General features: G+C 62.8%; 22 protein-coding genes and 1 pseudogene. 13 read left to right on the top strand and 10 right to left on the bottom strand.

Annotated elements, in window-relative coordinates; translation table 11 throughout:
• Positions 1 to 10: 10 nt before the first annotated feature.
• The 3 genes from ACIQ17_RS03885 to ACIQ17_RS03875 are packed head-to-tail and all read left to right on the top strand — an operon-like array spanning position 11 to position 2,732.
• On the top strand, positions 11 to 2,203 hold the full coding sequence (locus ACIQ17_RS03885) for a heavy metal translocating P-type ATPase (protein WP_398465581.1): 2,193 nt from the start codon (positions 11 to 13) through the stop codon (positions 2,201 to 2,203).
• Positions 2,200 to 2,457, top strand: a complete 258-nt coding sequence (locus ACIQ17_RS03880; protein ID WP_398465579.1) for a hypothetical protein — start codon at positions 2,200 to 2,202, stop codon at positions 2,455 to 2,457. The genes ACIQ17_RS03885 and ACIQ17_RS03880 overlap by 4 nt, the downstream gene beginning before the upstream one ends.
• Before the next feature lie 56 nt (positions 2,458 to 2,513).
• Positions 2,514 to 2,732 (top strand): ribbon-helix-helix domain-containing protein, encoded by a 219-nt coding sequence (locus tag ACIQ17_RS03875; protein ID WP_398465577.1) that lies wholly within the window; start codon positions 2,514 to 2,516, stop codon positions 2,730 to 2,732.
• A 49-nt stretch (positions 2,733 to 2,781) separates the two neighbouring features.
• Here the strand turns inward: ACIQ17_RS03875 and ACIQ17_RS03870 are convergent, their stop codons facing one another.
• Positions 2,782 to 3,021: a DUF2171 domain-containing protein gene (locus ACIQ17_RS03870; RefSeq protein WP_398465575.1), complete on the bottom strand. Its 240-nt coding sequence runs from the start codon at positions 3,019 to 3,021 to the stop codon at positions 2,782 to 2,784.
• Between the two features lie 116 nt (positions 3,022 to 3,137).
• Positions 3,138 to 4,586 (bottom strand): OprO/OprP family phosphate-selective porin, encoded by a 1,449-nt coding sequence (locus tag ACIQ17_RS03865; protein WP_398465573.1) that lies wholly within the window; start codon positions 4,584 to 4,586, stop codon positions 3,138 to 3,140.
• A 458-nt stretch (positions 4,587 to 5,044) separates the two neighbouring features.
• Between ACIQ17_RS03865 and ACIQ17_RS03860 the strand changes: the two genes are divergently transcribed.
• On the top strand, positions 5,045 to 5,314 hold the full coding sequence (locus ACIQ17_RS03860; protein ID WP_398465571.1) for a hypothetical protein: 270 nt from the start codon (positions 5,045 to 5,047) through the stop codon (positions 5,312 to 5,314).
• Between the two features lie 173 nt (positions 5,315 to 5,487).
• On the opposite strand, the gene ACIQ17_RS03855 is transcribed toward ACIQ17_RS03860, so the two are convergent.
• A complete protein-coding gene (locus tag ACIQ17_RS03855) occupies positions 5,488 to 5,754 on the bottom strand; it encodes a hypothetical protein (RefSeq protein WP_398465569.1) in 267 nt (88 codons plus the stop codon).
• A gap of 154 nt (positions 5,755 to 5,908) precedes the next feature.
• Positions 5,909 to 6,262 (bottom strand): hypothetical protein, encoded by a 354-nt coding sequence (locus tag ACIQ17_RS03850; RefSeq protein WP_398465567.1) that lies wholly within the window; start codon positions 6,260 to 6,262, stop codon positions 5,909 to 5,911.
• 89 nt (positions 6,263 to 6,351) lie between these two features.
• Here ACIQ17_RS03850 and ACIQ17_RS03845 point away from each other — a divergent pair, with 89 nt between their 5' ends.
• A complete protein-coding gene (locus ACIQ17_RS03845) occupies positions 6,352 to 6,612 on the top strand; it encodes a hypothetical protein (protein WP_398465565.1) in 261 nt (86 codons plus the stop codon).
• 92 nt (positions 6,613 to 6,704) lie between these two features.
• Here ACIQ17_RS03845 and ACIQ17_RS03840 read toward each other — a convergent pair whose 3' ends face one another.
• Complete coding sequence (locus ACIQ17_RS03840) at positions 6,705 to 7,358, bottom strand: outer membrane protein (RefSeq protein ID WP_398465563.1); 654 nt, start codon at positions 7,356 to 7,358, stop codon at positions 6,705 to 6,707.
• Between the two features lie 186 nt (positions 7,359 to 7,544).
• Entirely contained in the window at positions 7,545 to 8,999 is a 1,455-nt protein-coding gene (locus ACIQ17_RS03835; protein WP_398465561.1) for an alkaline phosphatase D family protein, read from the bottom strand.
• A gap of 168 nt (positions 9,000 to 9,167) precedes the next feature.
• Between ACIQ17_RS03835 and ACIQ17_RS03830 the strand changes: the two genes are divergently transcribed.
• The 6 genes from ACIQ17_RS03830 to ACIQ17_RS03805 all read left to right on the top strand — a co-directional run bounded on the left by ACIQ17_RS03830 (position 9,168) and on the right by ACIQ17_RS03805 (position 16,446).
• Positions 9,168 to 9,788 (top strand): hypothetical protein, encoded by a 621-nt coding sequence (locus ACIQ17_RS03830; RefSeq protein ID WP_398465559.1) that lies wholly within the window; start codon positions 9,168 to 9,170, stop codon positions 9,786 to 9,788.
• A gap of 182 nt (positions 9,789 to 9,970) precedes the next feature.
• Positions 9,971 to 11,566: a hypothetical protein gene (locus tag ACIQ17_RS03825; RefSeq protein WP_398465557.1), complete on the top strand. Its 1,596-nt coding sequence runs from the start codon at positions 9,971 to 9,973 to the stop codon at positions 11,564 to 11,566.
• A gap of 678 nt (positions 11,567 to 12,244) precedes the next feature.
• Complete coding sequence (locus ACIQ17_RS03820) at positions 12,245 to 13,195, top strand: transporter (protein WP_398465555.1); 951 nt, start codon at positions 12,245 to 12,247, stop codon at positions 13,193 to 13,195.
• A gap of 206 nt (positions 13,196 to 13,401) precedes the next feature.
• On the top strand, positions 13,402 to 13,758 hold the full coding sequence (locus ACIQ17_RS03815) for a nucleotidyltransferase domain-containing protein (RefSeq protein ID WP_398465553.1): 357 nt from the start codon (positions 13,402 to 13,404) through the stop codon (positions 13,756 to 13,758).
• Positions 13,733 to 14,233, top strand: coding sequence for a hypothetical protein (locus tag ACIQ17_RS03810; protein WP_398465551.1), 501 nt, complete (start codon positions 13,733 to 13,735; stop codon positions 14,231 to 14,233). Before ACIQ17_RS03815 ends, ACIQ17_RS03810 begins: the two co-directional genes overlap by 26 nt.
• 632 nt (positions 14,234 to 14,865) lie before the next feature.
• Entirely contained in the window at positions 14,866 to 16,446 is a 1,581-nt protein-coding gene (locus ACIQ17_RS03805; protein WP_398465549.1) for a Fic family protein, read from the top strand.
• A gap of 144 nt (positions 16,447 to 16,590) precedes the next feature.
• Here the strand turns inward: ACIQ17_RS03805 and ACIQ17_RS03800 are convergent.
• The 3 genes and pseudogenes from ACIQ17_RS03800 to ACIQ17_RS03790 form a co-directional block, all read right to left on the bottom strand.
• Positions 16,591 to 17,993: pseudogene (locus ACIQ17_RS03800) on the bottom strand (FAD-binding oxidoreductase).
• A 68-nt stretch (positions 17,994 to 18,061) separates the two neighbouring features.
• Entirely contained in the window at positions 18,062 to 19,399 is a 1,338-nt protein-coding gene (locus ACIQ17_RS03795; protein WP_398465547.1) for an MFS transporter, read from the bottom strand.
• Between the two features lie 25 nt (positions 19,400 to 19,424).
• A complete protein-coding gene (locus tag ACIQ17_RS03790; RefSeq protein WP_398465544.1) occupies positions 19,425 to 20,318 on the bottom strand; it encodes a carbon-nitrogen hydrolase family protein in 894 nt (297 codons plus the stop codon).
• A 151-nt stretch (positions 20,319 to 20,469) separates the two neighbouring features.
• Here ACIQ17_RS03790 and ACIQ17_RS03785 point away from each other — a divergent pair, with 151 nt between their 5' ends.
• Positions 20,470 to 21,375, top strand: coding sequence for a LysR family transcriptional regulator (locus ACIQ17_RS03785; RefSeq protein ID WP_398465542.1), 906 nt, complete (start codon positions 20,470 to 20,472; stop codon positions 21,373 to 21,375).
• A 27-nt stretch (positions 21,376 to 21,402) separates the two neighbouring features.
• Here the strand turns inward: ACIQ17_RS03785 and ACIQ17_RS03780 are convergent, their stop codons facing one another.
• Positions 21,403 to 22,281: a LysR family transcriptional regulator gene (locus ACIQ17_RS03780; protein WP_398465540.1), complete on the bottom strand. Its 879-nt coding sequence runs from the start codon at positions 22,279 to 22,281 to the stop codon at positions 21,403 to 21,405.
• Between the two features lie 154 nt (positions 22,282 to 22,435).
• On the opposite strand from ACIQ17_RS03780, the gene ggt reads away from it, so the two are divergent.
• A complete protein-coding gene (gene ggt / locus ACIQ17_RS03775) occupies positions 22,436 to 24,049 on the top strand; it encodes a gamma-glutamyltransferase (protein WP_398465538.1) in 1,614 nt (537 codons plus the stop codon).
• Positions 24,050 to 24,056: the final 7 nt, after the last annotated feature.

Raw genomic sequence — 24,056 nt, 5'->3', positions numbered from 1 at the left:
AAGGTCGGCCATGAACGCTGCGACAGCCGAAAAGACCAGGATGCGTGTGGAGGGCATGGACTGCGCCTCCTGTGCCACGAAGATCGAGAACGCCCTGCTGCGGGTCGAGGGCGTGTCCGAGGTGAGGGTGTCGGTTCCAGCGGGCACGGTAACGGTCCAGCATGCGGCGTCCGACGTCCTGTCGATGCGGAAACGGGTGGAAGGCTTGGGGTACAAGGTGCTCGACGTCGGAGGGGAAGGCGGCCACGCGCACTCCAAGGCGTCGGACCATCACCACAGCCATTCCCACGATCACCATGACCACGGAGGTTCCTGCGCCGACGCGGGGCCGGCTGCCCGGACCCCCTGGTGGCGGACCGCCAAGGCGACGATGACCATCGCCGTCGGCGTCGCGCTCGCAGCGGCCTTCGTCCTGGGCAAGCTCGTCCCGGCCGTGGAGACCCCGGCGTTCCTGGCGGCGATGCTGATCGGCCTGGTGCCGATCGGAGGCCGCGCCTTCAACGCCGCCATCTCCGGAACGCCGTTCTCGATCGAGATGTTGATGACGATCGCCGCCATCGGTGCCGTCTTCATAGGGGCGACGGAGGAGGCGGCCACGGTCGTCTTCCTGTTCCTGATCGGCGAACTGCTGGAGGGCGTCGCCGCGAGCCGTGCCCGAGCAAGCATTCAGGACCTCACCAAACTCGTTCCGGAGACCGCCAGGCTCGAACGGGACGGCCGCGTGGAGGAAGTCCCCGCCGCGAGCCTGGACGTTCAGGCGGTCATCCAGGTCCGTCCGGGCGACCGCATTCCGGCGGACGGGGTCATCGTCGCCGGCGAGAGCGCGATCGACGAGGCGCCGGTCACGGGCGAGAGCACTCCCGTCCGGAAAGGTATCGACGGGACCGTGTACGCCGGCACGATCAACGGCGATGGGGTGCTGAGGGTCAGGGTTACGGCGGCGGCCGCCGACAACACCATCGCGCGGGTCGTCCGCCTGGTGGAGGAAGCGCAGGAGTCCAAGGCGCCGACCGAGCGTTTCATCGATCGCTTCTCGAAATTCTACACGCCTGGCGTGGTCGTGGTGGCCGCGATGATCGCCGTCGTCCCGCCGCTGCTGTTCGGCGGCGAATGGCAGGAATGGATCTACAAGGGCCTCGCCATCCTTCTGATCGGCTGCCCCTGCGCGCTGGTGATCTCGACGCCGGCCGCGATCGCGGCGAGCTTGTCGGCGGGCGCTCGTAGGGGCCTGCTTCTCAAGGGCGGCGCCGTCCTGGAGGAGGTCGGCCGGATCCAGATGGCATGTTTCGACAAGACCGGCACGCTGACGGCCGGCAAGCCGCAAGTCACCGACGTAGCGTCGTTCGGCGTTCCGGAAGCGGAGGTGCTGCGGCTCGCGGCTGCGCTCGAATCCGGGTCCAGCCATCCGCTCGCGACCGCCATCCTGGCCGCAGCCGCCGATCGGAGCATCGTCGTGCCGGCGGCTACCGACGCCAGCGCCATCGGCGGCAAGGGCGTCCGGGGAACGGTAGAGGGGCGGCTCGTCTTCCTCGGCTCGCCGCAGGCCGCAGAAGAACTCGCATCGCTCGCCGAACAGCAGAAGGCTCTGATCGTCGCCTTCAACGAAGTCGGAAAGACCGCTTCGGTCCTGATCGTCGACGGCGCACCTGCCGGTGCCATCGCCATGCGGGACGAGCCGCGTCCGGACGCGACGGAGGGATTGCAGCGCCTACGCGACCTCGGCGTCGAGACCATGATGCTGACCGGCGACAACGAGCGTACCGCAACCGCCATCGGGCGGACGATCGGGATCCGCGTCCGGGCCGGACTGCTGCCGCAGGACAAACAGCAGATCGTCTCGGGCTTCCGGAACGGCGGGAAGAAGGTCGCCAAGATCGGCGACGGCATCAACGACGCGCCCGCTCTCGCGGCCGCCGATGTCGGCATCGCCATGGGGGGCGGGACGGACGTCGCCCTGGAGACGGCGGACGCCGCCGTCTTGCATGGGCGGGTCGCCGACGTCGCCGCCATGGTCGAACTGTCAAGGCGGACCATGAACAACATCAAGCAGAACATCGGCGTCGCGCTCGGTCTCAAGGCGCTCTTCCTCGTCACGACGGTGGCGGGGATCACCGGCCTATGGCCTGCGATCCTGGCGGACACGGGCGCGACCGTTCTCGTCACGATGAACGCGCTGCGGCTCCTCAGGATGCCGGCGCAATGATCACGGATGCGATGCAGGTGCTGCATCGGCTGCTCTGCGGACTGGAGAGTAGGATGGATCGTGGAATGACGATGACGCCGATATCCGTGCGGTTCCGTCGAAGGGCCGCCGAATTCGCGCGCGCGGCGGAGGCCCTGCACATGGAGGGAAAGGGCGACGAGGCGATGCGCTGCGTGCAGACGGCGTTGTCCTGGATCCAACTCGCCGAGAACGAAGAGCTTCTCGGCGGCGCGATGGCGGCCGTGAAGCAGTGAACAGGGCTCTGGTGAAGGCGCCGCAGTTCGGCAGTAGGAATAGAAGATCGGGCCAGATGAAGCAGCGCTCGATCGCGCTGCATGGCCGGAAGACGAACGTCACGCTGGAGGATGAATTCTGGGAAGCGTTCCGGGAGATCGCAGCGAAGGAGCAGTGCTCCGCCGCAGAACTGGCCACCCGGGTGCTGAGCGGGCAGAAGCACTTCAACTATTCGTCGGCACTTCGGGTGTTCGTGCTCGACCACTTCAGGAAGAAAGATCCGAATCCCGATTGATATCGGACAGAGGCGCGGTCGGGTAGGACCGCGCCTCCAGATCTAAAAGTTAGGACTTGCCATGCTGCCAGTGCGAGGTGACGTCGTCACCGGACTTATTCAGGTGGACATGCTCGTCAATGTGATCGATCCATTCCGTCGGAATGAAATGGTGATGCTGGCCGTCCGGCGAGCTCGCCTTTGTCAGCTTGATCTTGTCCGGCCCGTCCAAGTGGTCGACTTTGCCGACCACTTTTTTGTCTGCAGAGATCACGTCCATATGCTCTTTAATCTGCGTAGTATCGACCATGAGTGCCTCCTTCCGTTGAGGCCTTTAAAACGGCGCGAAGTCGGCAAGGTTGCCGACAAAGGCAATCAAATATTTCGAAGTCGCGAGGGCGGCGACTTGCGCCGCCCTCGGTCGTCTTAGAAGGCGACCTGCGTACGCATCGCGAAGACGTTGTAGCTGGCGCCCGCGTCGAGGCCGGCGGCATTGATTTTGTCGACGCGACCATTGATCCAGTTGAACATGAAACGCATGTTCTGGTTCACATACCAGTTCAATCCGACGGTGGTGTTCTTGAGCTCGCCTCCACGGATGTTCAGGTCGTTGAGGTTCGCGGAGCTGTAGCGGACCGCCAATTCCCAAGCGCCGTAGTCACCGATCGCGAAGTTCACCGGATGCTTCGGATTGATGCCGCCGAAGGAGCCCGAGGTCGTGCTGTACTTGTGTTGCTCGCCGGTGAGGACGTAGCTCGCTTGGCCGTAGAAGCCGTTGAAGCTCAGGTCGCCGAGACCGTTGGTGCGCTGTACGGCGAAATCGAAATATTCGCCTTGGGCCATGAAGCTGCCGAACTGTGCGGCCGCTTCACCGCTGAGGACGCGGGCGCTATCGACGTTCTGCATCGTGCCGGTGTTCAGCAGCGCGTTTGAGGCGGGATCGATGCGGACCTCGATGCGGTCGCTGAGGCCGAGCGTGCTGTTGGTCGGGCCGCCTGGTTGGGCGAGATAGAGGGCGTCGAAGCCGACGAGGATCGTGCCGACCTCGTTGCGCATCGGCAAGCCGATCGCGCGGAAGGTTGCACCGAGCGGCTGCGGCTGCGCATGGTTGACGGTGGTGGTGCCGGTGGTCGGGCCGGTCACGTAGGCACCGATCCAGTGGCGCTCGCCGTAGGTGTAGCCACCGAACGCGGAGCGGAAGTCGCCGGCGGCGATGCCGGTCGCCATCGCCTGCGGAGCGGCGCGTTCCATGAACAGGCCGTTATTCGAGCTCGTTGCCTGGTCGAGCGTATACGGAACGTCGATATAGCCGCCCTGGATCACTAGGCCCTTGACGCCCTTGTACGAGACGTAGGCGTTGTTCAGCACGGCCGCACCGTCGGTGGTGCCGCCGGCGTCGAAGATCAGGCCGTATTCCCAATCCTTGTTGAACACGCCGATGACGCCGAGGCGCGCGCGGCGGGCGTTGATGCCGTCGTTCAGCGACTGAGGCGCCGTTGCGGCCGAGTTCGGGCTGTAGGAGTAGGCGCCCGCGTCGAAGTGCAGTCGGCTGGTGACGGCGACGCAGTTCAGACCGTCCGCGGTGCAGAAGGTCGGACGATTGCCCGGCATCTTCAGCGTGGCGTCGAGGAAGGGCACGGCCTTCTTGTGCATGGCCGCGTTGGCGTTGGCGAAGTTGGCCTGGACGGTGTCGGCCTGCTTCTGCGTGTGGTTCGCCTGCTTCTGGACGTTGTCGAGTTTCTTCTCGAGCGCGCGAAGCTGCGCCTTTAGCGCGGCGATCTCGCCGTCGCTTGCGGACTGTGCATGCGCCTGGCCGGTGCCGAGTGCGCCGACGACGGCGACCGTCGCGAGGAAACCCTTGGTGACGAAATTCATGGAGTAGTGCCCCTGTATAGGCAAAGCCTCGCGCGCGCCGTGAATCGCTTCGCGGGCGTGTGTAGGTTTGCGGTGATGTGTTGGCGAAGACCAGGCGTCCGATTTGTGTAGTTGCGGATCCGAATCTCCGGGCGAGCCGTCTTTTGAGCTCGCGGGCACCGTAGGGACGGTTTGCGACAGTTCAACTAAACCCGCATCGTCGAACGATCGAAGCTGTGCGCGTGTCGCGCTTTCACAATGAGGAAATCCGTCGATGTAATTCGTCTATAAAAACTCATGATTTTATCATGGGTTTTTATAGACGATCTCGGGATGAACAGCGAACAACGCGTTGGTTTTGATAGTTGAGCGACGTGAGTTGATGCGCGAATGAGACATCGCAAGGATTCGTTTGATAGTAGGGGAACGCACGGTCGATCTCCGCATTCGTCCAGTGCGTTTCAATCGAGGAGAAGAAGATGCGTAAACTAATTCTGGCGATCGCCGCCGTCGCCACGTTCGGTCTCGCGGTCCCGACGTTCACGTCGCAAGCTCAGGCGCAGCACGGCGGTGTCGTGGTTCAAGGCGGAGGCCATGGTGGTGGCGCCTGGCGCGGCGGCCACCGCGGCAATCGGCCCGCGATGGTGCGGCGGGGACATGGCGGGCCGCGCATGATGGTGGCGCCCGGCATGGGACGTCACGGCGCGCCGGCGCGACATGGTGCGCCGCGCATGCATCGTCGCTACTGATTGCCGTCGAGATGCGAAAGGCCCCTTCGGGGGCCTTTTTTGCTTCGGGAGGGGAGGTCGTCGATGAACTCCGATTTCTGAATCGTAGGAGTCTTCCGCATACCCGCTTCCACATACAGCGAGGGCCGGCATCGCTGCCGGCCCTCGCTGCGCTGATAGATCTGGAGGCGGGATCAGTGGGTCTTCATGCCGCCTTTGGTCTGGCCGTCACCGTCCTTCGTCGCGGCGCCGCGATTGACGTTCGTGGAGTTGTCCGGCGAGCGCATGTTCGAGCCACTCGTCTTGCCGTTCTCGATGGCGGTGCGATTGGGATCCTGCATCGGATGGTTGGTCGCGCCTGCGGGAGCGTTGGGCTGGCGCATGTTCTCACCTGTCGTCTGAGCGAAGGCTGCCGTCGACATGAACGAGACGACTGCGGCCGTGATTGCGATCTTCTTCATTGCGAGTGCTCCGTGGTTGGTTCGCACTTCGGCAATCGACTCCGTCTGGACTCGTTCCCGCGGCCATAGGTCCCGGGCGCGACAGACTTCGTTGCGGGCTCAAGCAAAAGGGCTCCGCCAAACGACGGAGCCCTCAAGCGCGAGGCGAATTAAATCAGCGATTGCCGGTGTTGCCGCCGGTCGAAGGCATGACGCCGGTGTTCGTGTTGCCGAGCGAGTTCGTCGCTGGCGAGCCGGCTGTACCGCCCGTGCTGGACGAGCCGGTGGTGGAGGAGGGCGCGGAAGTCGTGGTGTTGGCACCGCTGCTGCCGGAGTTCGTGCTGCCCGAACCACCCATGCCGCCGGAGCCACCGCCCGACGTTCCGGATGCTGCTGCGCCTCCGCCGGCGCCACCGCCCGCACCGCCTCCGGCACCACCACCACCGCCGCCTCCGCCGCCTTGGGCGAAGGCGGATCCGGACAGAGCGATGACTGCGGCCGCGACGAGTGCTGTCTTCTTCAAGTTCATGTCGATCTCCATGGCTGTCGTTTCCTGGAGTCGAACGGGAGGATGGCCGCAACGTTCCTTCCTCCGCGAAAATGCGAGCTGAGCTGTCCATGCGAGACCTTTTGCTCACTGGCTCGATGTCCCAACTCATTCTACGATCGGCGCTGAACGGTTGGAGCGGCGTCGCGATGATTGAGAACAAGGATTTGATCGACGAAGTGCGCCGCCATCTGGCCAGCGCTCCGAGCAACGCGATCGTAGACACGTTCGCATACGCGAACGCGATCGAAGGAGCGTTTCAGTCACCGCTACGCGAGATCCAGGAAGTCATCCGGCGCGAAGCGCGCGATCTCGGGGTGGCCTGCACGTAGATGGCGGGCAGACGATTTTCGTCGATCGCCACGTGTCGTCCGCAAAAGAAAAAGCCCGGCACTAGGCCGGGCTCGTTGTCGGAGGCGAAGGCTTAGAAGCCGCCGAGGGTGCTGCCCCAGTTGAAGCGGTAGTTCAGGCCGACCTTGATGGTGTGCTCGTCGTTGCGGAAGTTGCCCGGAATGAGCGTGACCGGCGTCGCGAAGTTGGTCGTGCCGAAGTCGTAATACTGGTACTCGATCTTACCCGACCAGTTCTGGGTGAACAGGTATTCGAGACCGCCGCCGACGGTGTAGCCGTTACGACCGGAGTCGCCGGTGAAGCCGTTGATGAAGCGCGAGTCGGCCCAGGCGTAGCCGCCCTTCACGTAGAGCATGGTCGGACCCCAGGTGTAGCCGAGACGACCGGTGACCGAACCGAGACCGCGGTTGGCGATCACGCCGCGGGCATCGAGGAAGCTATAGTTTGCTTCGAGGCCGAAGACCCAGTTCGGCGCGAACTGCGTGTCCCAGCCGATCTGACCGCCGCCCATGAAGCTGCCGTCGCTGCTGCCGCCGAGGATGTTGTTGGAGTTGCCGCGGAAGGCGCCGCCGAGGTGACCGCCGATGTAGAAGCCGGTCCAGTTGTAGACCACTGCCGGCGCCGCCATCGGAGCCTTGGTGTAGGGGCGGGCGGCGAGGTCGGCTGCCGAAGCCGCCGTGGTGCCGAGAACCGCGATGGCGGCCGAGGCGAGAAGATACTTTTTCATGATGGTCTCCGTTGGAATCACGGAGGGACCCTAGAAAGCTTCCAGCCTCATTGGCGTCACCGGTTTGCCACACATGTGCACAATCGCGCACACGAATTCGTGAGCCAAAGTCGTAGGAACCTTTCCTGATTGTACGCCGGTAGTGGCGAGATCTTGGGCCTGTTTCGCAGAGTGGGATCGCGGCGCTTAAAGCTTTAGAGGCGCCGTCCTTCCGTCCTTCTCCAGCTCCCAGCATGCCGTCCATTCGCCGGATCGGCGTTCAAGTACCAGATAGTTACGCTGCGAGATGTAGATCGAGGTCTTTCCCGGCAGCGGATGCAGGCGGATGGGCTTGCCCGGCACCGGCGTCTCTCCGAGTCGCGCCAGGAGATCGAGCGCCAGCGCGTAGGCGACGGTCGGGGCGGGATGCGATATGCCGGAAGCGACCAGTTGGTGCATCGGTGCCGGTGCCGTGTCGAAGGTCGCGCGAGTCGCCAGGTGGATCTCACCTGAGAGCAGTGTGACTGGCGTCGCCGGGTTGCGGTGGATCTCCGCGAGGCGCTCCAAAAAGCGCCGCCATTCGGTGCGGTGCGCGCGGCTCTGCCACTGATCGCGAAGGTCGTCTCCGTACTTGTGCATGTTCGGCAGCAGGTTCAGCGCCGCTTCGACCCACGACAGGCGGGGACCGAGAGCTGGGACGCTCGACAGGAGCAGCACCCGTCCGGTGTCGACCTGCGACATCGCCACGTCGAAGGCGCGCCAGCCCTCTTCGCCCATTACGCGATCCCAACGACGTTCGGAGCGCAGGTCCGGAGCGATCACGTGGAGGCCGGGCAACTTCAGATGCCAGGTGAGGCTGGTGCCCGTCTGATCGATGATGCCTTCCGGAAGGTCGTCGGGCTCGCTTCCGAACTGGAAGACGAGGTAGAATTCGCGCGCGATTTCGAACAACAGCCTTCCGACCGGGGCATCGAGCTTCGCCGCGTCCATCGATCCCCATCCGTCGCAGATGTCGTGATCGTCCCAGATGGCGAGGGACGGGATGCACGCCATCAACGAAGAGCTTTCCTCTTCGCCGAGGACGCCGACGTATCGGGTAAAGAAGGCCTGGCGCAACGCGCCAACGAGTTCGTCGAGCTCGGACTGCGTCGGGCGCACGGTTTCGCCATCTGCCCACCGACGGACCAGCGGATGCGCGTCGAGGACCTCGTCGGCATAGATCTGATCGCCGCCGTGAAGGAGCAGCTTGAACGGGCTCGCGACATGCTCGTCTGCCAATCGCCGCCACATCGCGTTGCGTTCGCTGCGGTCCCGGCCCTGGTCGCCGGCCTCCTGGCCGTTGCAAGACACGAAGGCGATGCGGAGGTCGCCGTCGAACGCGGTGTTCAGCGCGTAGCTTCGGCCGTCGATCTCGTAGGATCCGTCGGAGGATGGCGCGACATCGAAGGCGTAGCGCAGGATGCGCCGGCCATCGCATTCGAGAATGGATGCCGCAGTGACGAAACGGTCGTCGATGCGAAGGACCGGGAGGGCGGCCGCGAGCGGCATCACCATCAGGGCTACGAGATGGACGCGTCCGTCGCGCAGCCCTTGGAGATAGAGAAGGGGACCGACGATCTCGGTCTTGGAGCGCGTCGAAGGTTCATCGCCTTCATCGGACACGCTTCGTCCCGATACATCGATGCCGTTCGTGCTGGTCGCTGCTAATCGTCGCATGCGACGCAGATAGCAACCTTGTACGCATGACGCCAGCGCTTCGAGGCTCGTCGATGCGAATGTTAGGATGAGCGAATTGTAGTAGCGGATATGTTAGCTCGATGGAGATGTATGATGAAATCATCGGTGTTTTCCGCTGTATTTTTACAACACTCGATGGTGTCGCGCGATCGTGATGGTGCCTTTGATCTTTCGCTGGAAACAGCGTGTGTCGCCGGCGTTGGTCGTTGCTGGGAAAACAAAGGATTCGAAATGAAGACTTGGATAAGCGCTGCTGCATTGACGGCCACGATCGCCTTCTCGGGCGCGTTCATAAGCACCGGTGCCGTCGCAGCGTCGCAACAGTCGCAGAAGATCTCGACGTCGGCGAAGAGCAAGGCGACCGATGTCGGAGCAAGCCGACGTCATCATCGTTCGCATCGCCATCACGCACATCGCGGGCATCATCGCATGTACGGGTCGGGCTACGCCCGTCAGTACCGATCGCAGTATCTTCAGCCGGCTTACTCGGGTTACGACTACGGCGGCTGGCAGCCGGCCTATTACGGGAGCGGCTACTACGGCGGCTACGGCTACGGTGGCTACGGCAGGCCGTTCGGATTCGGCGGCATCGGTTTCGGTCGTGGGTTTGGCCATCATGGCTTCGGTCACGGCGGGTTCGGTCACCACGGTGGCTTCGGACATGGAGGCTTTGGACACGGCGGCTTCGGTCATGGTGGTGGCCACCACTGGTAAGCGCCCGAAAATCGGGCGGGAGATTGTGCAGGCGCCCCGGGGGGCGCCTGTTTTGTTTTTGCGGCTGTCCGGGTTTCGGTGTGGAATCCCCCGTTCAAAAAGTGCTGGGTATTAACCGGTAAAATACGATTCAAATCGTAGGCAGACCTACGCGGCAGCCTGCCGCCGCGCAGGTCACCTTAATGCCTTCGATCGTCCGCACCTTTACGACCCGGATCGGCAACCATCCAGCTCTCTCCGCGAGGGCGGCGCTGGAGTCGCGTGTCGAACGGGAGCTTTATGCCGCGCTGCGCACCGGCCGCAAATTCACCGGCGATCTCGCCGTCTCGTTCTATCAGCAGTTCGGCATATCCGCGAAGACGCTGGATGGGATCCACCGTCAACTGAAAGCGCAGCTGGACGCGATCTCGGAGCTCGCCAAGCTCCGCGTGGCCGAACTCGACGTCCGCACCGCCGCGCTGCGCAGGAAGATCGCCGACGCCGAGAGGTTCTGTCGGGCGACCGACGGCGAGCGTCGGCGACGCCTGCGGTTCTCCCTGCATCAGCACCGGCGGCGCCTGGCGACGCTCCAGGCAAGGCAGATCCAGGCAAGACAGCGGATAGACAATCCCAACATCTGCTTCGGGACCCGGAAGCTTTTCAACGCCCAGCACCATCTCGCAGCAAACGGATTTGACGACCACAAAGATTGGCTGAGAGCTTGGCGCTCGGCGCGCGACAGTCAGTTCTTCATCGAGGGCGATGCCCGGCAGATCGGGGGCAACCAGTTCGCCCGGCTCAAAGGCAGCGAGGAAGGCACCTTCTCCCTCGAACTTCGGTTGCCGGAAGCTGCGGGCATTTGGTCCGAGAGCGACATGCTGCTAGGCGGTCATGTGGTACGTGCGGCATATTTCACCGGCCTGCATTTCGAGCACGGAGCCGCCGAGATCCGAGACGCGCTCGCAGGCGGGAAGCCGCTGTCATACCGTTTCCGCCGGGACGACGGCGGGCAATGGTTCGTCTCGATCATGCTGCGGCAGGAATTCGACGAGCCCGCGATCGCGGGCTTCGCGAACGGTTGTCTGGGCGTCGATCTTAATGCCGACCACATTGCGTTGACGCTGGTCGATGCTTTCGGAAATCCGCTGACGACTATCAAAGACGCGCCTGGCAGCCCGATGATGAAGCGGCGCATCGAGCTCGTCACCTACGGCAAGACCAGCGCACAGCGGCTCGACATGATCCGCAAGGCGGCCGCGGAGATCGCGGCGTTCGCGGACCGGCTAGGCGTGCCGGTGGCGGCCGAGAAGCTGGACTTCAAGCGCAAGCGCGCGGAGCTGGAAACACAGAACGGCAAGAAGCGTGCTCGCATGCTGTCGTCCTTCGCGTATTCTTCCTTCGCCGAGGCATTGGCGCGCGTTTGCGTGCGCCGGTCCGTCCGGCTTGTTTTGGTGAATCCTGCCTACACCTCCATCATCGGCCTGGTGAAGTTCGCTCCCCGCTACGGGTCGAGCGTCCACGCGGCCGCGGCCTTGGCGATCGCCCGTCGGGCGATGGCCCTTTCCGAACGACTGCCGGCTTCCGGCGGGGGCATCCAGGTGCTTCTCGCCTCCGGCGACCGCGTCACCCTCCCGCGACCTGCAAGGATCGCGCGGAGGCATGTGTGGTCGTCGTGGAGCCAGTTGTCGCGCGGATTGTCAGCGGTCCATGAAGGACGACGGTGGGCGCGCCGCTGGGCGCGATCCGACGGAGCCGGAGGTCTCGCGACCTCTCGCGATCGTCGGACGGGGTTCGGCTGACGCCTCCCTTCGCCGGACGGGGGCGAGATTCCCCTGCGCGAGCGAGGTTCAGGTTACGGCTAGACCTCGCCGCCTCCGGACCGGCCTCACGGCCGGCGCGGTGGTGCGGATTCCACACGGAAATCCGATAGCCGTATTTGTGCATGTTGGGGAGCAGGTTCCGTACCGCGTCGACCCATGAAAGGCGGGGCCGAGAGCGTGGACGCTTGAGAGTAGAAGCACCCGTCCGGTGTCCACCTGCGCCTTGGCCACGTCGAGGGCACGCCAACCCTCGTCACCCATTACGCGATCCCAGCGACGTTCCGAGCGCAGGTCCGGAGCAATGACGTGGAGGCCGAGCAGCTTTGCATGCCAAGTTAGACTGGTGCCAGTCTGATCGATGACGCTTTCAGAGAGGTCGTCTGACAGTATGTGCCACTCAACGAGGCGCTCTCTGACGGATCGGCGGATGCTCGTCGGCCAACCGACGCCACATCGCGTTGCGTTCCCGCTCGCGGGTCGTGGATCTGGTCATCGTTCAAGGAGTGGTCAGTCACCACGGTGGCTTCGGTCATGGTGGCCACCACGAGATAGCCCGTCGATCGGGAGGGGAGATTCAGGCGCCTACGGGCGCCTGTTTCATTTGCGAACGACTTGCAACAACTTGACACGGGAACCGTCTCGTGACTGTTATTGCGAATGAGTTGCATTAGCGATACCCATCTGAGCGTCCTGACATTGATTGAGTGGGTCCTGAGGCTGCCGTCGGAGACGAGGCTTGCAGGCTCTCGGCTTATCTGGGTCGCTGCGATCTGCGCGCTGTTGACGGCGGGCGGCGTGACGGCGTCGGCTGCCGATGACAAGACCATCTACTCGTTGGCCAACCCCACACCTGATCGGCTAATGCGCGAGATGACGACCGATCGTCCGGACATCACAGAGGTGCCGTTCACAGTCGATGCCGGGCGGGTCCAGGTCGAGACGACGGCATTCGGCTATGCGCGCTCGCGTCCGGATGCGGTTGGGGCGGTAACAGGAGGCTACGAGCTGATGGGGAGCAACATTCGGATCGGCCTCACGCACGATCTGGAGGCGACGATCATCGTGGCACCCTATGCGCGGCAACGGACCGTGGGTCCCGCCGTCGGCACCGTCGCCTCGGGATCCGGAGCCGTCGTGCTGCGGGCGAAGTGGAACATCTGGGGCAACGACACCTTCGGCAAGTCGAGTTCGACGGCGTTCGCGGTCCTCCCGTACGTGTCGCTGCCGACGGAGACGCACAACGGTGTCAGTCCGGAGGCCGTCGATGGCGGATTGCAGACGTTCTTCGCCGCTGAGCTGGGCGGCAACTTCTCCTTCGGTATGAACGCCGGCCTTCATTCCGTGAAGAATCTCGATGCCGCCGGCCGTCACATTGAGACGACAGCATCCGCGACGCTCGGTTATGCGTGGACGGAGAAGTTCTCGACCTACGGCGAGGTCGCGGCACGGACGGGGCTTCGCGAAGGATTGGGCGATGCCGGCTTGGTCGGCGGCGGCATGGCCTACCGGATCACGAAGGACGTGCAGTTGGACTGCGGGGTGAATTTCGGGGTGACGCCCGCGTCCCCTCGCTACAGTCCCTTCGTTGGGCTGTCGGCGCGGTTTTGAGATGCTGGTATCCGTGGCAAATTCCCTTTGGTGCCGGCATCTTGTCGCGTCAGTTAACGATACTCTCTAGGGGGGCGTTGAGTCCTTCTGAGCAGATGCCATATCTGTAGGCAGTATTCAAAATTCGAGCTGTGAGCGCCGTCGGATGCCAAAATTCGATGAAAAGTTGAAAACAGTTGTTTCAGGTGTCGCTTTTGGGAGATTTCATGAGCTTGCCTGAATTCCACATCACGGCCGACATGGCCGACGACTTCCAACGTCGCGCCGAAGAGCGCGAAGAGGTTGCCCGGCCTCTTGCTGTCGCTGCGCTCCGGTCGATCGAAGCAATGGGGTTCGAAGCTTGGGTCGTCGGGTCTTTAGCGTCTGGCACTTTCTCATCGCAGTCGGACATCGATTTCATGGTCGATTGCGATCAAGTCTCTGAACACGATGTGTTCTTGGCTATTGAGAGGGAATTGGGGGATTTCCCGTTCGATCTGGTCTTTTGCAGGTGGGTCGGAGAGGATGCCATGGTTCGCCTGAGGGAGACTGCCAAAAATGCATCCGAACTTGTTGAGCGCTAGGCTGCAGTTGGCAGATGTTGGAAGCGCGTTCGAACGGCTTCTTGAGATCGAAACCGAGGTCATCGACCTACTGCCGGAAAGTAAGGCCGGCAACGAGGCTAAAACCATCCTGCGGGCGGCTCAGATTGAGGATATTTACACCGGTATAGAGCGTACGCTGAAAGAAGTGCTGAAGGTTACTGACGTACACATCTATGCGGATGGAGGAGCTTGGCACAAGAAACTGCTTCTCCAAGCCGCAAATCGCAATGATCTGGTGGATCGAGAGCCTATAATCTCGCGTCAGGTTTTCGCTGCATTGGACCAACTTCGCGCCTTCCGCAACGTCGTGCGATCCCATTACGGTTATGGGCTGCGTCAAGACGACGTTTTAAGGAACGAAGCGATCCTCCGAGATGTAGTGCCGCTGTTTCTCGCAGAAATGACTGCGTTCACGGACAATTACGATCCAGTTCCCGGCAACCCGCGTCCGTAATGCATTCGGCTCGGATGCCGTCGGACTTCCGCTTGCGCGGGTATGAGTCGGATGTCGTTCTTAAAGTTGGATGGCTGCCGATCCGGGTCGTGAAGGTGCGAATGATCGAAGGCATGAAGGTGACCTGCGCGGCGGCAAGCTGCCGCGTAGATCTGCCTACCAATTTGAATCGTAATTTACCGGTTAACGCCCTGCACGCTTCGAACGGGGATCCCACGCGGAAATCCGGATAGCCAAGTTCTCGACCTACGGCGAGGTCGCGGCACGGACGGGGCTTCGCGAAGGATTGGGCGATGCCGGCTTGGTCGGCGGCGGCATGGCCTACCGGGTCACCAAGGACGTGCAGTTGGACTGCGGCGTGAACTTCGGCGTGACGCCTGCGTCCCCACGCTACAGTCCCTTCGTTGGGCTGTCGGCACGGTTCTGAGGATCTGAGGCCACCGGGGCGTCCGGAGACATCCACTCAGTTCAGTTTTTTCTACCTGCAGCGCATAAAATTCACTATTTTCTGCAGCAGAACTCGGAAATTCACTTTTTTCTGCGACATCCTTTCGAAATTCAGCTTTTTCTGCCAAGTTGAGTTCAAGTTCAGCTTTTTCTGCGCCGCACTGGGCATTCGACGAGCAAACGCAATGCGTATCGACAACGTTGGCACCTTGACGATCGACGGAAAGCAGCAGCCTGCCAACACCGTGCTTGCAGGCTATGCGGCGCTGATAACGGCGTTGAGGCTACCCGTTCCGATGCCGAAGACGGTCTCGGTGATCAGTGAAGGCAGACACCGTTCTGACCTCGGCAAAAACCACGCGCTGAAAGATGGCTTCGCGGTCTTCGAGCGCAACTATGCGGTCGATTCCGATTTCGGCTCCCACCTGGGCTTCGCGTTGCGTCACGAACGGCTCGACCTGTTGGCTCTCAAGCGCATTTTCCTGGCCGTCCCGCCGCAGGAAGTCACCGACTTCGTCGCCGCAGCGCCGAGAACCGCCTTCCGTCGCCAGGCATGGTTCTTCTACGAATGGCTGACCGGTAGGCGGATCGAACCGGTCGGTCCGGGCGACCAGCTGGGCCCCTACGTGGATGCCATCGACGCAACGCAGTGGCACGTCGGTCCCGCGGTCCGGTCGCCCCGGCATCGCGTCGTGAACAACCTGCCTGGTACGCCTGCATTCTGTCCGATGATGCCCCGCAGCGTGCCGCTCGTGGATGATCTGGCCGAAGCAGCAACCGCGCGACTGAGCAAGATCGCCGGAGGCGCTGGGGAGCGTCAGCTCTGGCGCCTGCGGCAGCGGCTTTTGCTGAAGGACTCGAAGTCCACGTTCCTGATCGAAAAGGAGATACCGACGCCCGGCATGACGCAGAATTGGGCAAACGAACTCGCCAAGGCCGGGAGCGATCCCCTCGACCTCGCATTGATCGTTCGGTTGCAGACGCTTCTGATGTCGGAGCGTCGGCACGTGACGCCTGGCCTGCGGCGCGACGGCGTCTTCCTCGGCGAGCACGTGGACGGCGTCCCGGTGCCCGTGTGGATCGGAGCGCGCCCGGAAGATCTCCCGGACCTGATGGACGGTCTCCTTGAAACCGACCGCAGGATGGCCGAAGGCGGCATGCATCCGCTCGTGCAGGCGGCGACCACCGCCTTCGGAATGGTGCTGATCCACCCGTTGGAGGACGGCAACGGGCGCCTGCACCGTTATCTGCTGCAGCAGGTACTGGGGCGGCGCGGGATCAAGCCGTTAGGCATCACACTCCCGATTTCGAAAGCGATCTGGAACGATCTGGACGGTTACATCGAGGCCTTGGAGTCGTGCCAGAACGACCGCTTCGACCAGATCCAGTGGCGCGCGACCGGCAATGGGAACGTCGAAGTCATCAACGATACCGCCGATCTCTACCGCTTCTTCGATCCTTCCGCGCACGTCCGCTTCCTGTCGAAATGCATCGATCGGGTCCTCGAACGGGACATCCCCGACGAATTGGTCGAGATGGACCGGCGCGACCGCGTGGTGAAGCGGGTGCGCGAGATCCTGGATATGCCGGAGAGGCTCGTCGACCGGTTTGTCCAGTTCACGCTGCAGAACGACGGTACGCTCTCGAAGTCGAAGCGCAAGAAGGATTTCCCTGATCTCACCGACGCGGACGTCGAGGCGATGCAAAATTTGGTCAGGGAGATCTTCGAGCTCGATGTCCCGTCCAACGATCCGCCGGCGCCCTGATCGGGCTCGGAGCCCAAGTTGGTCATCGGCCGCCGTTCTCGGTCCGCACGCTGGCGGCGGCGCGCGGAATCGACCGCATCCGCGAAGCTTGGCTACGCATGGACGGGGAAGTTCTCGGCGCCAATCGGACAGTGCAGCGCTGTCTTAGAGCATGAAGATTTTTCCCGGGTTCATGATATTGTCGGGATCGACGGACCGCTTGAGGCGTCGCATCAGATTCATAGCCCCCGTGCCATGCTCGGCGTCCAGATACTGGATCTTTCCCTGACCTACGCCGTGTTCGCCGGTGCAAGTGCCGTCCAGGCGCAGAGCGCGCTCCGACAATCGATCGAGAAACAGGTGCGCGCGCTCGATCTCCGCTTGATCGTCCATATCCATCATGAGGCCGACATGGAAATTGCCGTCGCCGACATGGCCGACGATCGGACGAGCAACCGATACTCCTCAACGTCACGCATGGTTTCGGTGATCGCCTCGGCAAGCCGGGAAATGGGCACGCACACATCCGTTGAAAGCGGTCGACAACCCGGCTTCATGGCCACCATCGCAAAGTATGCGTCGTGACGGGCCTGCCAAAGCCTCGTGCGTTCTTCGGCCTGAGTCGTCCATTTGAACGGGCCGCCGTCGAATTCGCCGGCGATCTCGCCGAAGCGTTCGGATTGCTCCTTCACGCTCGCATCGCTGCCGTGGAATTCGAGGAACAGGGTCGGCAATTCGGCGAGGGACAACTTCGCGTAGGCGTTGGTCGCACGGATCGCGAGGGCGTCGATGAACTCCATGCGCGCGATCGGTATCCCGGACTGGATCGCCATCGTCGCGGCCTGGCAAGCGCCCTCGACCGAATTGAACGGGCAGACCGCACTGGCGATGGCTTCCGGAATCCCTGACAATCTCAAGGTCAGTTCGGTGATGATCCCGAGGGTGCCTTCCGATCCGACGAACAGTCGGGTGAGATCGTATCCGGCTGATGACTTCTTGGCACGCGACGCCGTGCGTATAATCTCTCCGTCAGGTAGCACGACCTTCAGGGACAGAACGTTGTCCTTCATCGTCCCGTAGCGGACCGCGTTCGTTCCGGATGCTCTGGTCGCCGCCATGCCGCCGAGCGAAGCATCGGCACCGGGATCGATGGGAAAGAACAGGCCCTGGTCGCGGAGATAGTCGTTGAGCTTCTTCCTGGTGACGCCCGGCTGGACGACACAGTCGAGATCCTCCGGATGCACGGCGACGATCTCGTCCATTTGCGACAGATCGATGCAGATGCCCCCGAACGGCGCGTTCACGTGTCCTTCGAGCGACGTGCCGGTACCGAAGGGAATGATCGGTACCTGATTGGCGGCGGCTATCCGAACGGCATCCTGCACGTCCTGCGTCGTGGTTGCGAACACGACCGCATCGGCAGGCTCATTCGGAAGCCACGTCGTTATGTTCGCGTGCTGGCGGCGGACCTCCATGGAGGTCACGACCTTTTCGCCAAGCTTGGTCCGCAATTCGGAAATGACCGTTGCGACGGCAACCGGACTGACGTCGGGAATATCCTGAGGCATTGAAGGACTCCGTTGCAGCCACCGTTCAGGCGACGGTGGCTGCTTGATTTTGCGGGGAGGGGCCGAGGTCATGCCTCGGCAATGTCTTCCTTGTGGATCATCGATCGGCGCGACGTTTCCGGGATCGCGAGGACGACGAAGAAGACGATGACCGAGACGATCGCCATGTAGATCGCCGGCGCGATCTTGCTGCCGCTCTGCAGCACCATCCAGGTGCCGACGAAGGGGGCGGTGCCGCCGAAGATCGTGTAGGCGACGTTGTAGCTGATCGCCGAGGCGCTGAACCGGGTGCGGGTCGGAAAGAGCTCCATCAGAGCGATGCCTACCGGCCCCCAATAGAGACCGCAGCTAATGGCCAGCATGCCTTGCCCGATGATAGCCGAGACGAGATTGCCCTGCGCCGCGATGAGATAGGCGGGGACGCAGCTCAGCGCCGTCACGACGAGGCCCAGAATGAGGATCGGCTTGCGGCCGAACCGATCGGACAATCCGCCCGACACGATCATCGTGACGCAGGCGATGGAGAGGCCGATGCTGTTGGAGATCAGGGCGTCGTTGCTGGTCAGCCCGACCGTAGTGGTGAGGTAGCTGACGAAATAGCCCACGAAAGTGTAGAAGCTGAGAGCAGAGAAGGCGGTGAGGCCGAAGCTGTAGGCCATCTGGCGCTTCTGACTGCGCATCGCTTCGCTGATCGGCGAGGTCGTGACCCTCTTGGCGGCCTTGGTCGCCTTGAAGGCGGGCGATTCCTCCAACACGTTGCGAATGTACAGGCCGACCAGTGCCAACGGACCGCTGATCAGGAACGGGATGCGCCAGCCCCACGAACCATAGGCTTCAGGGGTCATCGAATTCGTAAGGCCGAGCACCAGCAGAGCCGCAACGATCGGGGGGATGACGGCGAAAGACCAGGTAAAGGCGACATACAGTCCGCGTTTATCGGCGGGCGCGTGCTCGGCGACGAAGGAATTGGAGCCGATGGTCTCACCGGCGGCAGACAATCCCTGAACGAGGCGGCACACGACCAGCAGGATCGGAGCGAGAATGCCGATCTGGGCGTAGGTCGGCAGCAGGCCGATACCGACCGTCGCGCAGCCCATCAGGAGGATGACGAAGGAAAGGATCTTCTGGCGGCCGAAGCGGTCACCGAGGCTGCCGAAGAGAAAGCCGCCAAGGGGACGCATGATGAACCCGACCGCATAGACCGCGAAGGTCGAGAGCAGGGCCGCGGTCGGATCTGAGTTCGGAAAGAAGAGCTTTGCGATGATCGTAGCCGAGTAGGCGTAGATCACGAAGTCGTACCATTCGACGAATTGACCGATCGCGGCCGAGCTCAGAACGCGACGCATCGCGCTTTTTTCTGACGCAGCAGCGGCGCTGCCGTAACTCATGTTCGCTTCGACGCTCATCTGTATTTCCTCCGAAGTGTTGGGTTTATGCTTTCTCAGTCGGTGCTGAGGTTGATGCGACACGGGTCTCGCCGGTTTCCCGGCGTTGGGTGATTTCGTATCGGCGATGCTGCAGGCAGGGGAGCACGTCCCGCACGGCCTTGAGCCGGGCCGGATGCAGTTCGCACACGGCAACACCCTCGTCGGCGGCGACGGTCGCGAGGACGAGGCCGCCGGGATCGACGATCATGCTCTGGCCGACGGAGAGCGGAGCCGGCTGGCAGGCAGCCGCGACGAAGCACGTATTCTCGATCGCGCGCGCGCGGATCAGCGTCTCCCAGTGCAATTCCTTGAGCGGACCGGCAACCCACCCGGCACCCAGCAGAAGGGCGTCGGCGCCCCGGTCGAGGAGGACCCGGGCCATTTCGGGAAAGCGGAGGTCGTAGCAATTCATGACACCGAAGCGGAAACCGGCGACGTCGAAGGTGCATAGTTCGGCCAAATCCGGCCGCAACGGCGCCCGCTGGTTCTTGTCGGATTCGCGATAGTGAAACGCGTCGTAGAGATGCAGTTTCTCGTACCGGCCGAGCGTCGAGCCGTCGGCCCCCGCGACGATGAAGGTGTTCTTGGACAGACCGCGCCCTCCGTCCTCGTACATTCCGGCGACCAGGACGACGCCAAGGCGAAGTGCGAGCGCGTGGATGGCATCGGAGAAGCGGCGGCCCTCGCGTCGGGCTACATCCGCAAGTTCTTCGGCTGGGGAGGCGAAAGCGTACATGGAGGCCTCCGGAAGCACGACGACCTGAGCGCCCCGGTTTTTTGCCGCCGTTTCGGCCAGCCGCGCGATAGAGGCCAGGTTGGCTGCGACATCGGCGATAGCCGCGAATTGAGCTACGGCGACGGAGACCGGGCCCGGAGTTGGGCGGAATGTCGAATGCATTTGAACGCTCCCTATGGACCTCGGGTCCTCATTGGCGCCAACGAAGCTGCCGGAACGAATTCCGGAAGGGGGTGGCTTCTGTCCGGCTTGACGCTTCAAACGTAAGAAGTCCAATATCAATCAACGCATTATTGATAACGGAAAAGCATCAATGGGCAGATCCCGGGAACTTGCGTATCTGCCCTATTTTCTTGCGGTCGCCGAAACCCTCAATTTCCGTCGGGCGGCGGAGAGCCTGAACGTGGCTCAACCGGCCGTTACGCGTGCCATTCAGCAGCTCGAGATGGTTCTGGGTTTCCGCTTGCTCGACCGCACCACTCGTTTTGTGGCCCTGACGCCCGCCGGCGAGGCGCTCGCGCGGGAGACCGGCGACATCGTCGGCCAGATGCAGCGCGCCATCCGGAAGGCGGGGCAAGTTGCGGAGGGGACGGCAGGTGAGGTGCTCGTCGCTTACTCGGCGCAGGCGGCCAATGGTGTGATGCCCGAACTGATCGTCCGTTTCCGGACCGCCTATCCGGAGGCGCAGGTCGGGCTGCGCTCGCTCTCGTCCGACGAGCAGGTCGCAGCGCTTGAAGACGGTCGCACCGATCTCGGCTTCCTTTTGACGAGTGCCTGTCGGGCGCCGTTGGAGCAATGCGTGATCCATCGCGAGCGGTTCGTTCTGCTCTTACCGCTCGGCCATCCGTTCGCGTCGCGCAGCACGGTCGGCGTGAATGAACTAGCGGGCGAGGCCTTCGTGATGGGCAGCCCGCGGCGATGGGGGACATTCCGCTCGCTGGTCGAGAACGTCTGCCTGCAGGCTGGATTTCTCCCGCGGGTCGTCGAAGAGGCTGACGACGTCCCGCTGCTCATGCAACTCGTGTCGCTCGGCCGCGGGATCACTCTCTACAGCTCGTCGGTCACGACGCTGCTGCCGCCGAATATCAAGGCCATTGCGATCACCGACACGCATGCAGAGTTCGATCTCAGCATCGCATGGCGCAGACACCCCGGGCCGCTGATCAGAGCTTTCGTCGCGATGGCGCGAGAAACCGTTGGGTCGTCTATTTCCGCGTAACGGGACCGGACGCGGTGCGGGCAAAGCCTACTTTCCGCGTGCGTCGAGGAACTGCCTCGCCACGTCGGCAAACCGCGCCACCAGTGGCGACGCGTTTCGTTCGTTCCAGACGAGGGATATATCGAGGCGTGTTTCGATACCGTCGAGTTCGAGCGGTGTGATGCCGGGTGGCAGTGTTGGAATGCAGGATGCGTCGAGCACGGTGCATCCGAAACCCGAACGCACCAACTGAAGGAGGAGAGGGACGTCGTCGGCTTCCTCGGCGATGGATAGGGACAGTCCATGTGCTGATGCCATGTCATCCATCAATGTCCGAAATCCCCGCCACCGCTGCACGGTGCCGACGACCAGCGGTCCCGCCGCGAGCTCGCCGAACGAGATGCGCTGACGTTGGACGGAAGGATGGCCGTTCTGGACCAGGGCGACCAGACGCTCGCTGGTGACGGGGATCCAACGCTGCGTCGTCGTGCTGACATTCGCCATCATAAACCCGAGGTCGATGGTCGCATCGTCGAGCGCCGCCGACTGCTCCGGCGAAGCGAGAACGCGGAGGCCGACTTGTGCATCCGGATGCCGTTTGCGGAATTCGATGATGATGTCGGACATCGGGCCTGTGGCGGCGAAAATCGAATAGCCGATGTTGATCTTGCCGCTCAGCCCCTGAGCCACCCGTGCAGCTTGGGAAACTCCGCGCGACAGGCGATGCATGGCGTCCGTGGCGTCACGAAAAAGGACCTCGCCGGCGTCGGTCAGTGCGACACGCCGGGTCGAACGCTCGAACAGCCGAAAACCGAGTTCCTTCTCCAACTCCCGGATGCTGCGGCTGAGTGCCGGCTGGGCAATTCCCAGTCGCTCAGCCGCGCGGCTGAAGCTCATGAGTTCGCCGACGGCAAGGAATTGCGTCATTCGGGCGATGACCGACGCGCGAGGAGCTGGGCCGGATGCAACCATTTAGAACACCATAGCATAAATAAAGACGCATTCGGTATTGGACTGACATCAATGCCGTCTGTCAAATCCCTCACCAATCGGTACGTCAGCCGAGTGAAGGGAGAGAAGCATGGCTCAATCGAAGGCGATGATCGTTGCCGCCCAAGCAGAAGCCGCCGAGGCTGGAGCTGACATCCTGCGTGAGGGAGGCAATGCGATCGATGCTGCCATCGCCTGCGCCCTGGTGCAGGGGGTCGTCGATCCGTTGATGGCTGGCATCTCGGGCTTCGGCAGCGCCGGCATCTATTTTCCCGGAAAGAACTTCCATCGCTATCTCGACTTCCATGCACCGGCTCCCGCCGCGGCGCGGCCGGACATGTGGGAAGAGCTGATCGAGGGGGAAGCACGCGACGGCTACGGCTTCATCCTGCGCGGCAAGGTCAATGATCTCGGTTATCAGTCGATCTGCGTTCCCGCGTCGCTGAAGGCCTACTACGAGGCACATTCGAAACTTGGCGTGCTGCCGTGGCGGCGCATCGTCGAGCCAGCGATCGCCTGGGCCGAGCGCGGCTGGATGATCCGCCCCCACGTGGAGTTCTTTTGGTCCGATCCGGGCATGATGGGGCGTGCATCCGGCCTGGAGCGCATGAGTTTCTCGAAGTCTGGCCGCGAACTCTATTGCCGCGAAGACGGCACGCTCAAACGCGTCGGTGACGTGGTGCGCAACCCTGACCTGGCATCGACCTTGTCGATGATCGCTGAGGGCGGGTCGGATGTCTTCTATCGCGGCGAACTCGCCCGGCGCATTGCTGCCGATATGCGCGACAATGGCGGATTGATCACGGAGGAAGACCTCGCCGCCTATGAACCGAAATGGTGCGAGCCGTTGCGTGGCAACTATCGCGGCTTCGAGGTCACCACCAACAATCCACCGGGCGGCGGCGTCATGTTGCTCGAAATGATGAACATCCTCGAGCATTTCGACCTGGCGCGGATCGGGCACAACAGCGCGGAGTATCTCCGGGTGGTCTGCGAGGCCATGAAGCGTGCGACAGCGGACAAGGATCGCCATGTCGGTGATCCGGCTTTCCTAGACGTACCCGTCGCGAAGCTGACGTCGCAGGATTATGCCGCGACCATGGCGGCGGAGATCAAACAGCGCATCAAGGGGGACGTACCCCGTTTCAATTCGGGTATGCCGTCGAAGGACACGACGCATGTGTCCGTGGTCGATCGCGACGGCAACTGCGTTACCATGACTCATTCGCTCGGCATGCCATCGGGCGTCATCACCGACGGGCTCGGCTTCCTCTACAACGGGTGCATGGGTGTTTTCGACCCGCGTCCCGGCCGTGCCGGTTCGATCGCACCCGGCAAGGCACGATTCACCTCCGTGTGTCCCTCCATCGTCTTCCGCGAGAACAAGCCGTATCTCGTGATCGGCGCACCTGGCGCCACGCAGATTGCGATGGGCGTGCTTCAGGCGATCCTGAATGTTCTCGATTTCGGGATGACGATGACCGAAGCGGTCAGCGCGCCGCGCTTCTCCGCGACGAGCAACGCCATCGACGTTTCGAACCGCATCACGCATGGCGTGACGCGCTCGCTGGAGGCCGATGGCTACGAGGTCATCCGCAGTCCGTACACATTCGGTTTCGCTGCCGTTCACGGCATCCGGATCGACGGCGACCGCTTCGACGGTGGAGCGGATCCCGGCCATGACGGCATCGCCATTTCGATTTGACCCTCAT

The sequence above is a fragment of the Tardiphaga sp. genome (assembly GCF_044340795.1).
Classification (GTDB): Bacteria; Pseudomonadota; Alphaproteobacteria; order Rhizobiales; family Xanthobacteraceae; genus Tardiphaga.
The sequence above is the reverse complement of the archived record's forward strand: the minus strand, read 5'-3'. Positions and strand labels throughout refer to the sequence as shown.

Coding starts and splice junctions, on each gene's coding strand:
- ACIQ17_RS03885 (WP_398465581.1), top strand. CDS start 11: ATGAACGCTGCGACAGCCGAAAAGACCAGGATGCGTGTGGAGGGCATG.
- ACIQ17_RS03880 (WP_398465579.1), top strand. CDS start 2,200: ATGATCACGGATGCGATGCAGGTGCTGCATCGGCTGCTCTGCGGACTG.
- ACIQ17_RS03875 (WP_398465577.1), top strand. CDS start 2,514: ATGAAGCAGCGCTCGATCGCGCTGCATGGCCGGAAGACGAACGTCACG.
- ACIQ17_RS03870 (WP_398465575.1), bottom strand. CDS start 3,021: ATGGTCGATACTACGCAGATTAAAGAGCATATGGACGTGATCTCTGCA.
- ACIQ17_RS03865 (WP_398465573.1), bottom strand. CDS start 4,586: ATGAATTTCGTCACCAAGGGTTTCCTCGCGACGGTCGCCGTCGTCGGC.
- ACIQ17_RS03860 (WP_398465571.1), top strand. CDS start 5,045: ATGCGTAAACTAATTCTGGCGATCGCCGCCGTCGCCACGTTCGGTCTC.
- ACIQ17_RS03855 (WP_398465569.1), bottom strand. CDS start 5,754: ATGAAGAAGATCGCAATCACGGCCGCAGTCGTCTCGTTCATGTCGACG.
- ACIQ17_RS03850 (WP_398465567.1), bottom strand. CDS start 6,262: ATGAACTTGAAGAAGACAGCACTCGTCGCGGCCGCAGTCATCGCTCTG.
- ACIQ17_RS03845 (WP_398465565.1), top strand. CDS start 6,352: ATGCGAGACCTTTTGCTCACTGGCTCGATGTCCCAACTCATTCTACGA.
- ACIQ17_RS03840 (WP_398465563.1), bottom strand. CDS start 7,358: ATGAAAAAGTATCTTCTCGCCTCGGCCGCCATCGCGGTTCTCGGCACC.
- ACIQ17_RS03830 (WP_398465559.1), top strand. CDS start 9,168: ATGAAATCATCGGTGTTTTCCGCTGTATTTTTACAACACTCGATGGTG.
- ACIQ17_RS03825 (WP_398465557.1), top strand. CDS start 9,971: ATGCCTTCGATCGTCCGCACCTTTACGACCCGGATCGGCAACCATCCA.
- ACIQ17_RS03820 (WP_398465555.1), top strand. CDS start 12,245: ATGAGTTGCATTAGCGATACCCATCTGAGCGTCCTGACATTGATTGAG.
- ACIQ17_RS03815 (WP_398465553.1), top strand. CDS start 13,402: ATGAGCTTGCCTGAATTCCACATCACGGCCGACATGGCCGACGACTTC.
- ACIQ17_RS03810 (WP_398465551.1), top strand. CDS start 13,733: ATGCATCCGAACTTGTTGAGCGCTAGGCTGCAGTTGGCAGATGTTGGA.
- ACIQ17_RS03805 (WP_398465549.1), top strand. CDS start 14,866: ATGCGTATCGACAACGTTGGCACCTTGACGATCGACGGAAAGCAGCAG.
- ACIQ17_RS03795 (WP_398465547.1), bottom strand. CDS start 19,399: ATGAGCGTCGAAGCGAACATGAGTTACGGCAGCGCCGCTGCTGCGTCA.
- ACIQ17_RS03790 (WP_398465544.1), bottom strand. CDS start 20,318: ATGCATTCGACATTCCGCCCAACTCCGGGCCCGGTCTCCGTCGCCGTA.
- ACIQ17_RS03785 (WP_398465542.1), top strand. CDS start 20,470: ATGGGCAGATCCCGGGAACTTGCGTATCTGCCCTATTTTCTTGCGGTC.
- ACIQ17_RS03780 (WP_398465540.1), bottom strand. CDS start 22,281: ATGACGCAATTCCTTGCCGTCGGCGAACTCATGAGCTTCAGCCGCGCG.
- ggt (WP_398465538.1), top strand. CDS start 22,436: ATGGCTCAATCGAAGGCGATGATCGTTGCCGCCCAAGCAGAAGCCGCC.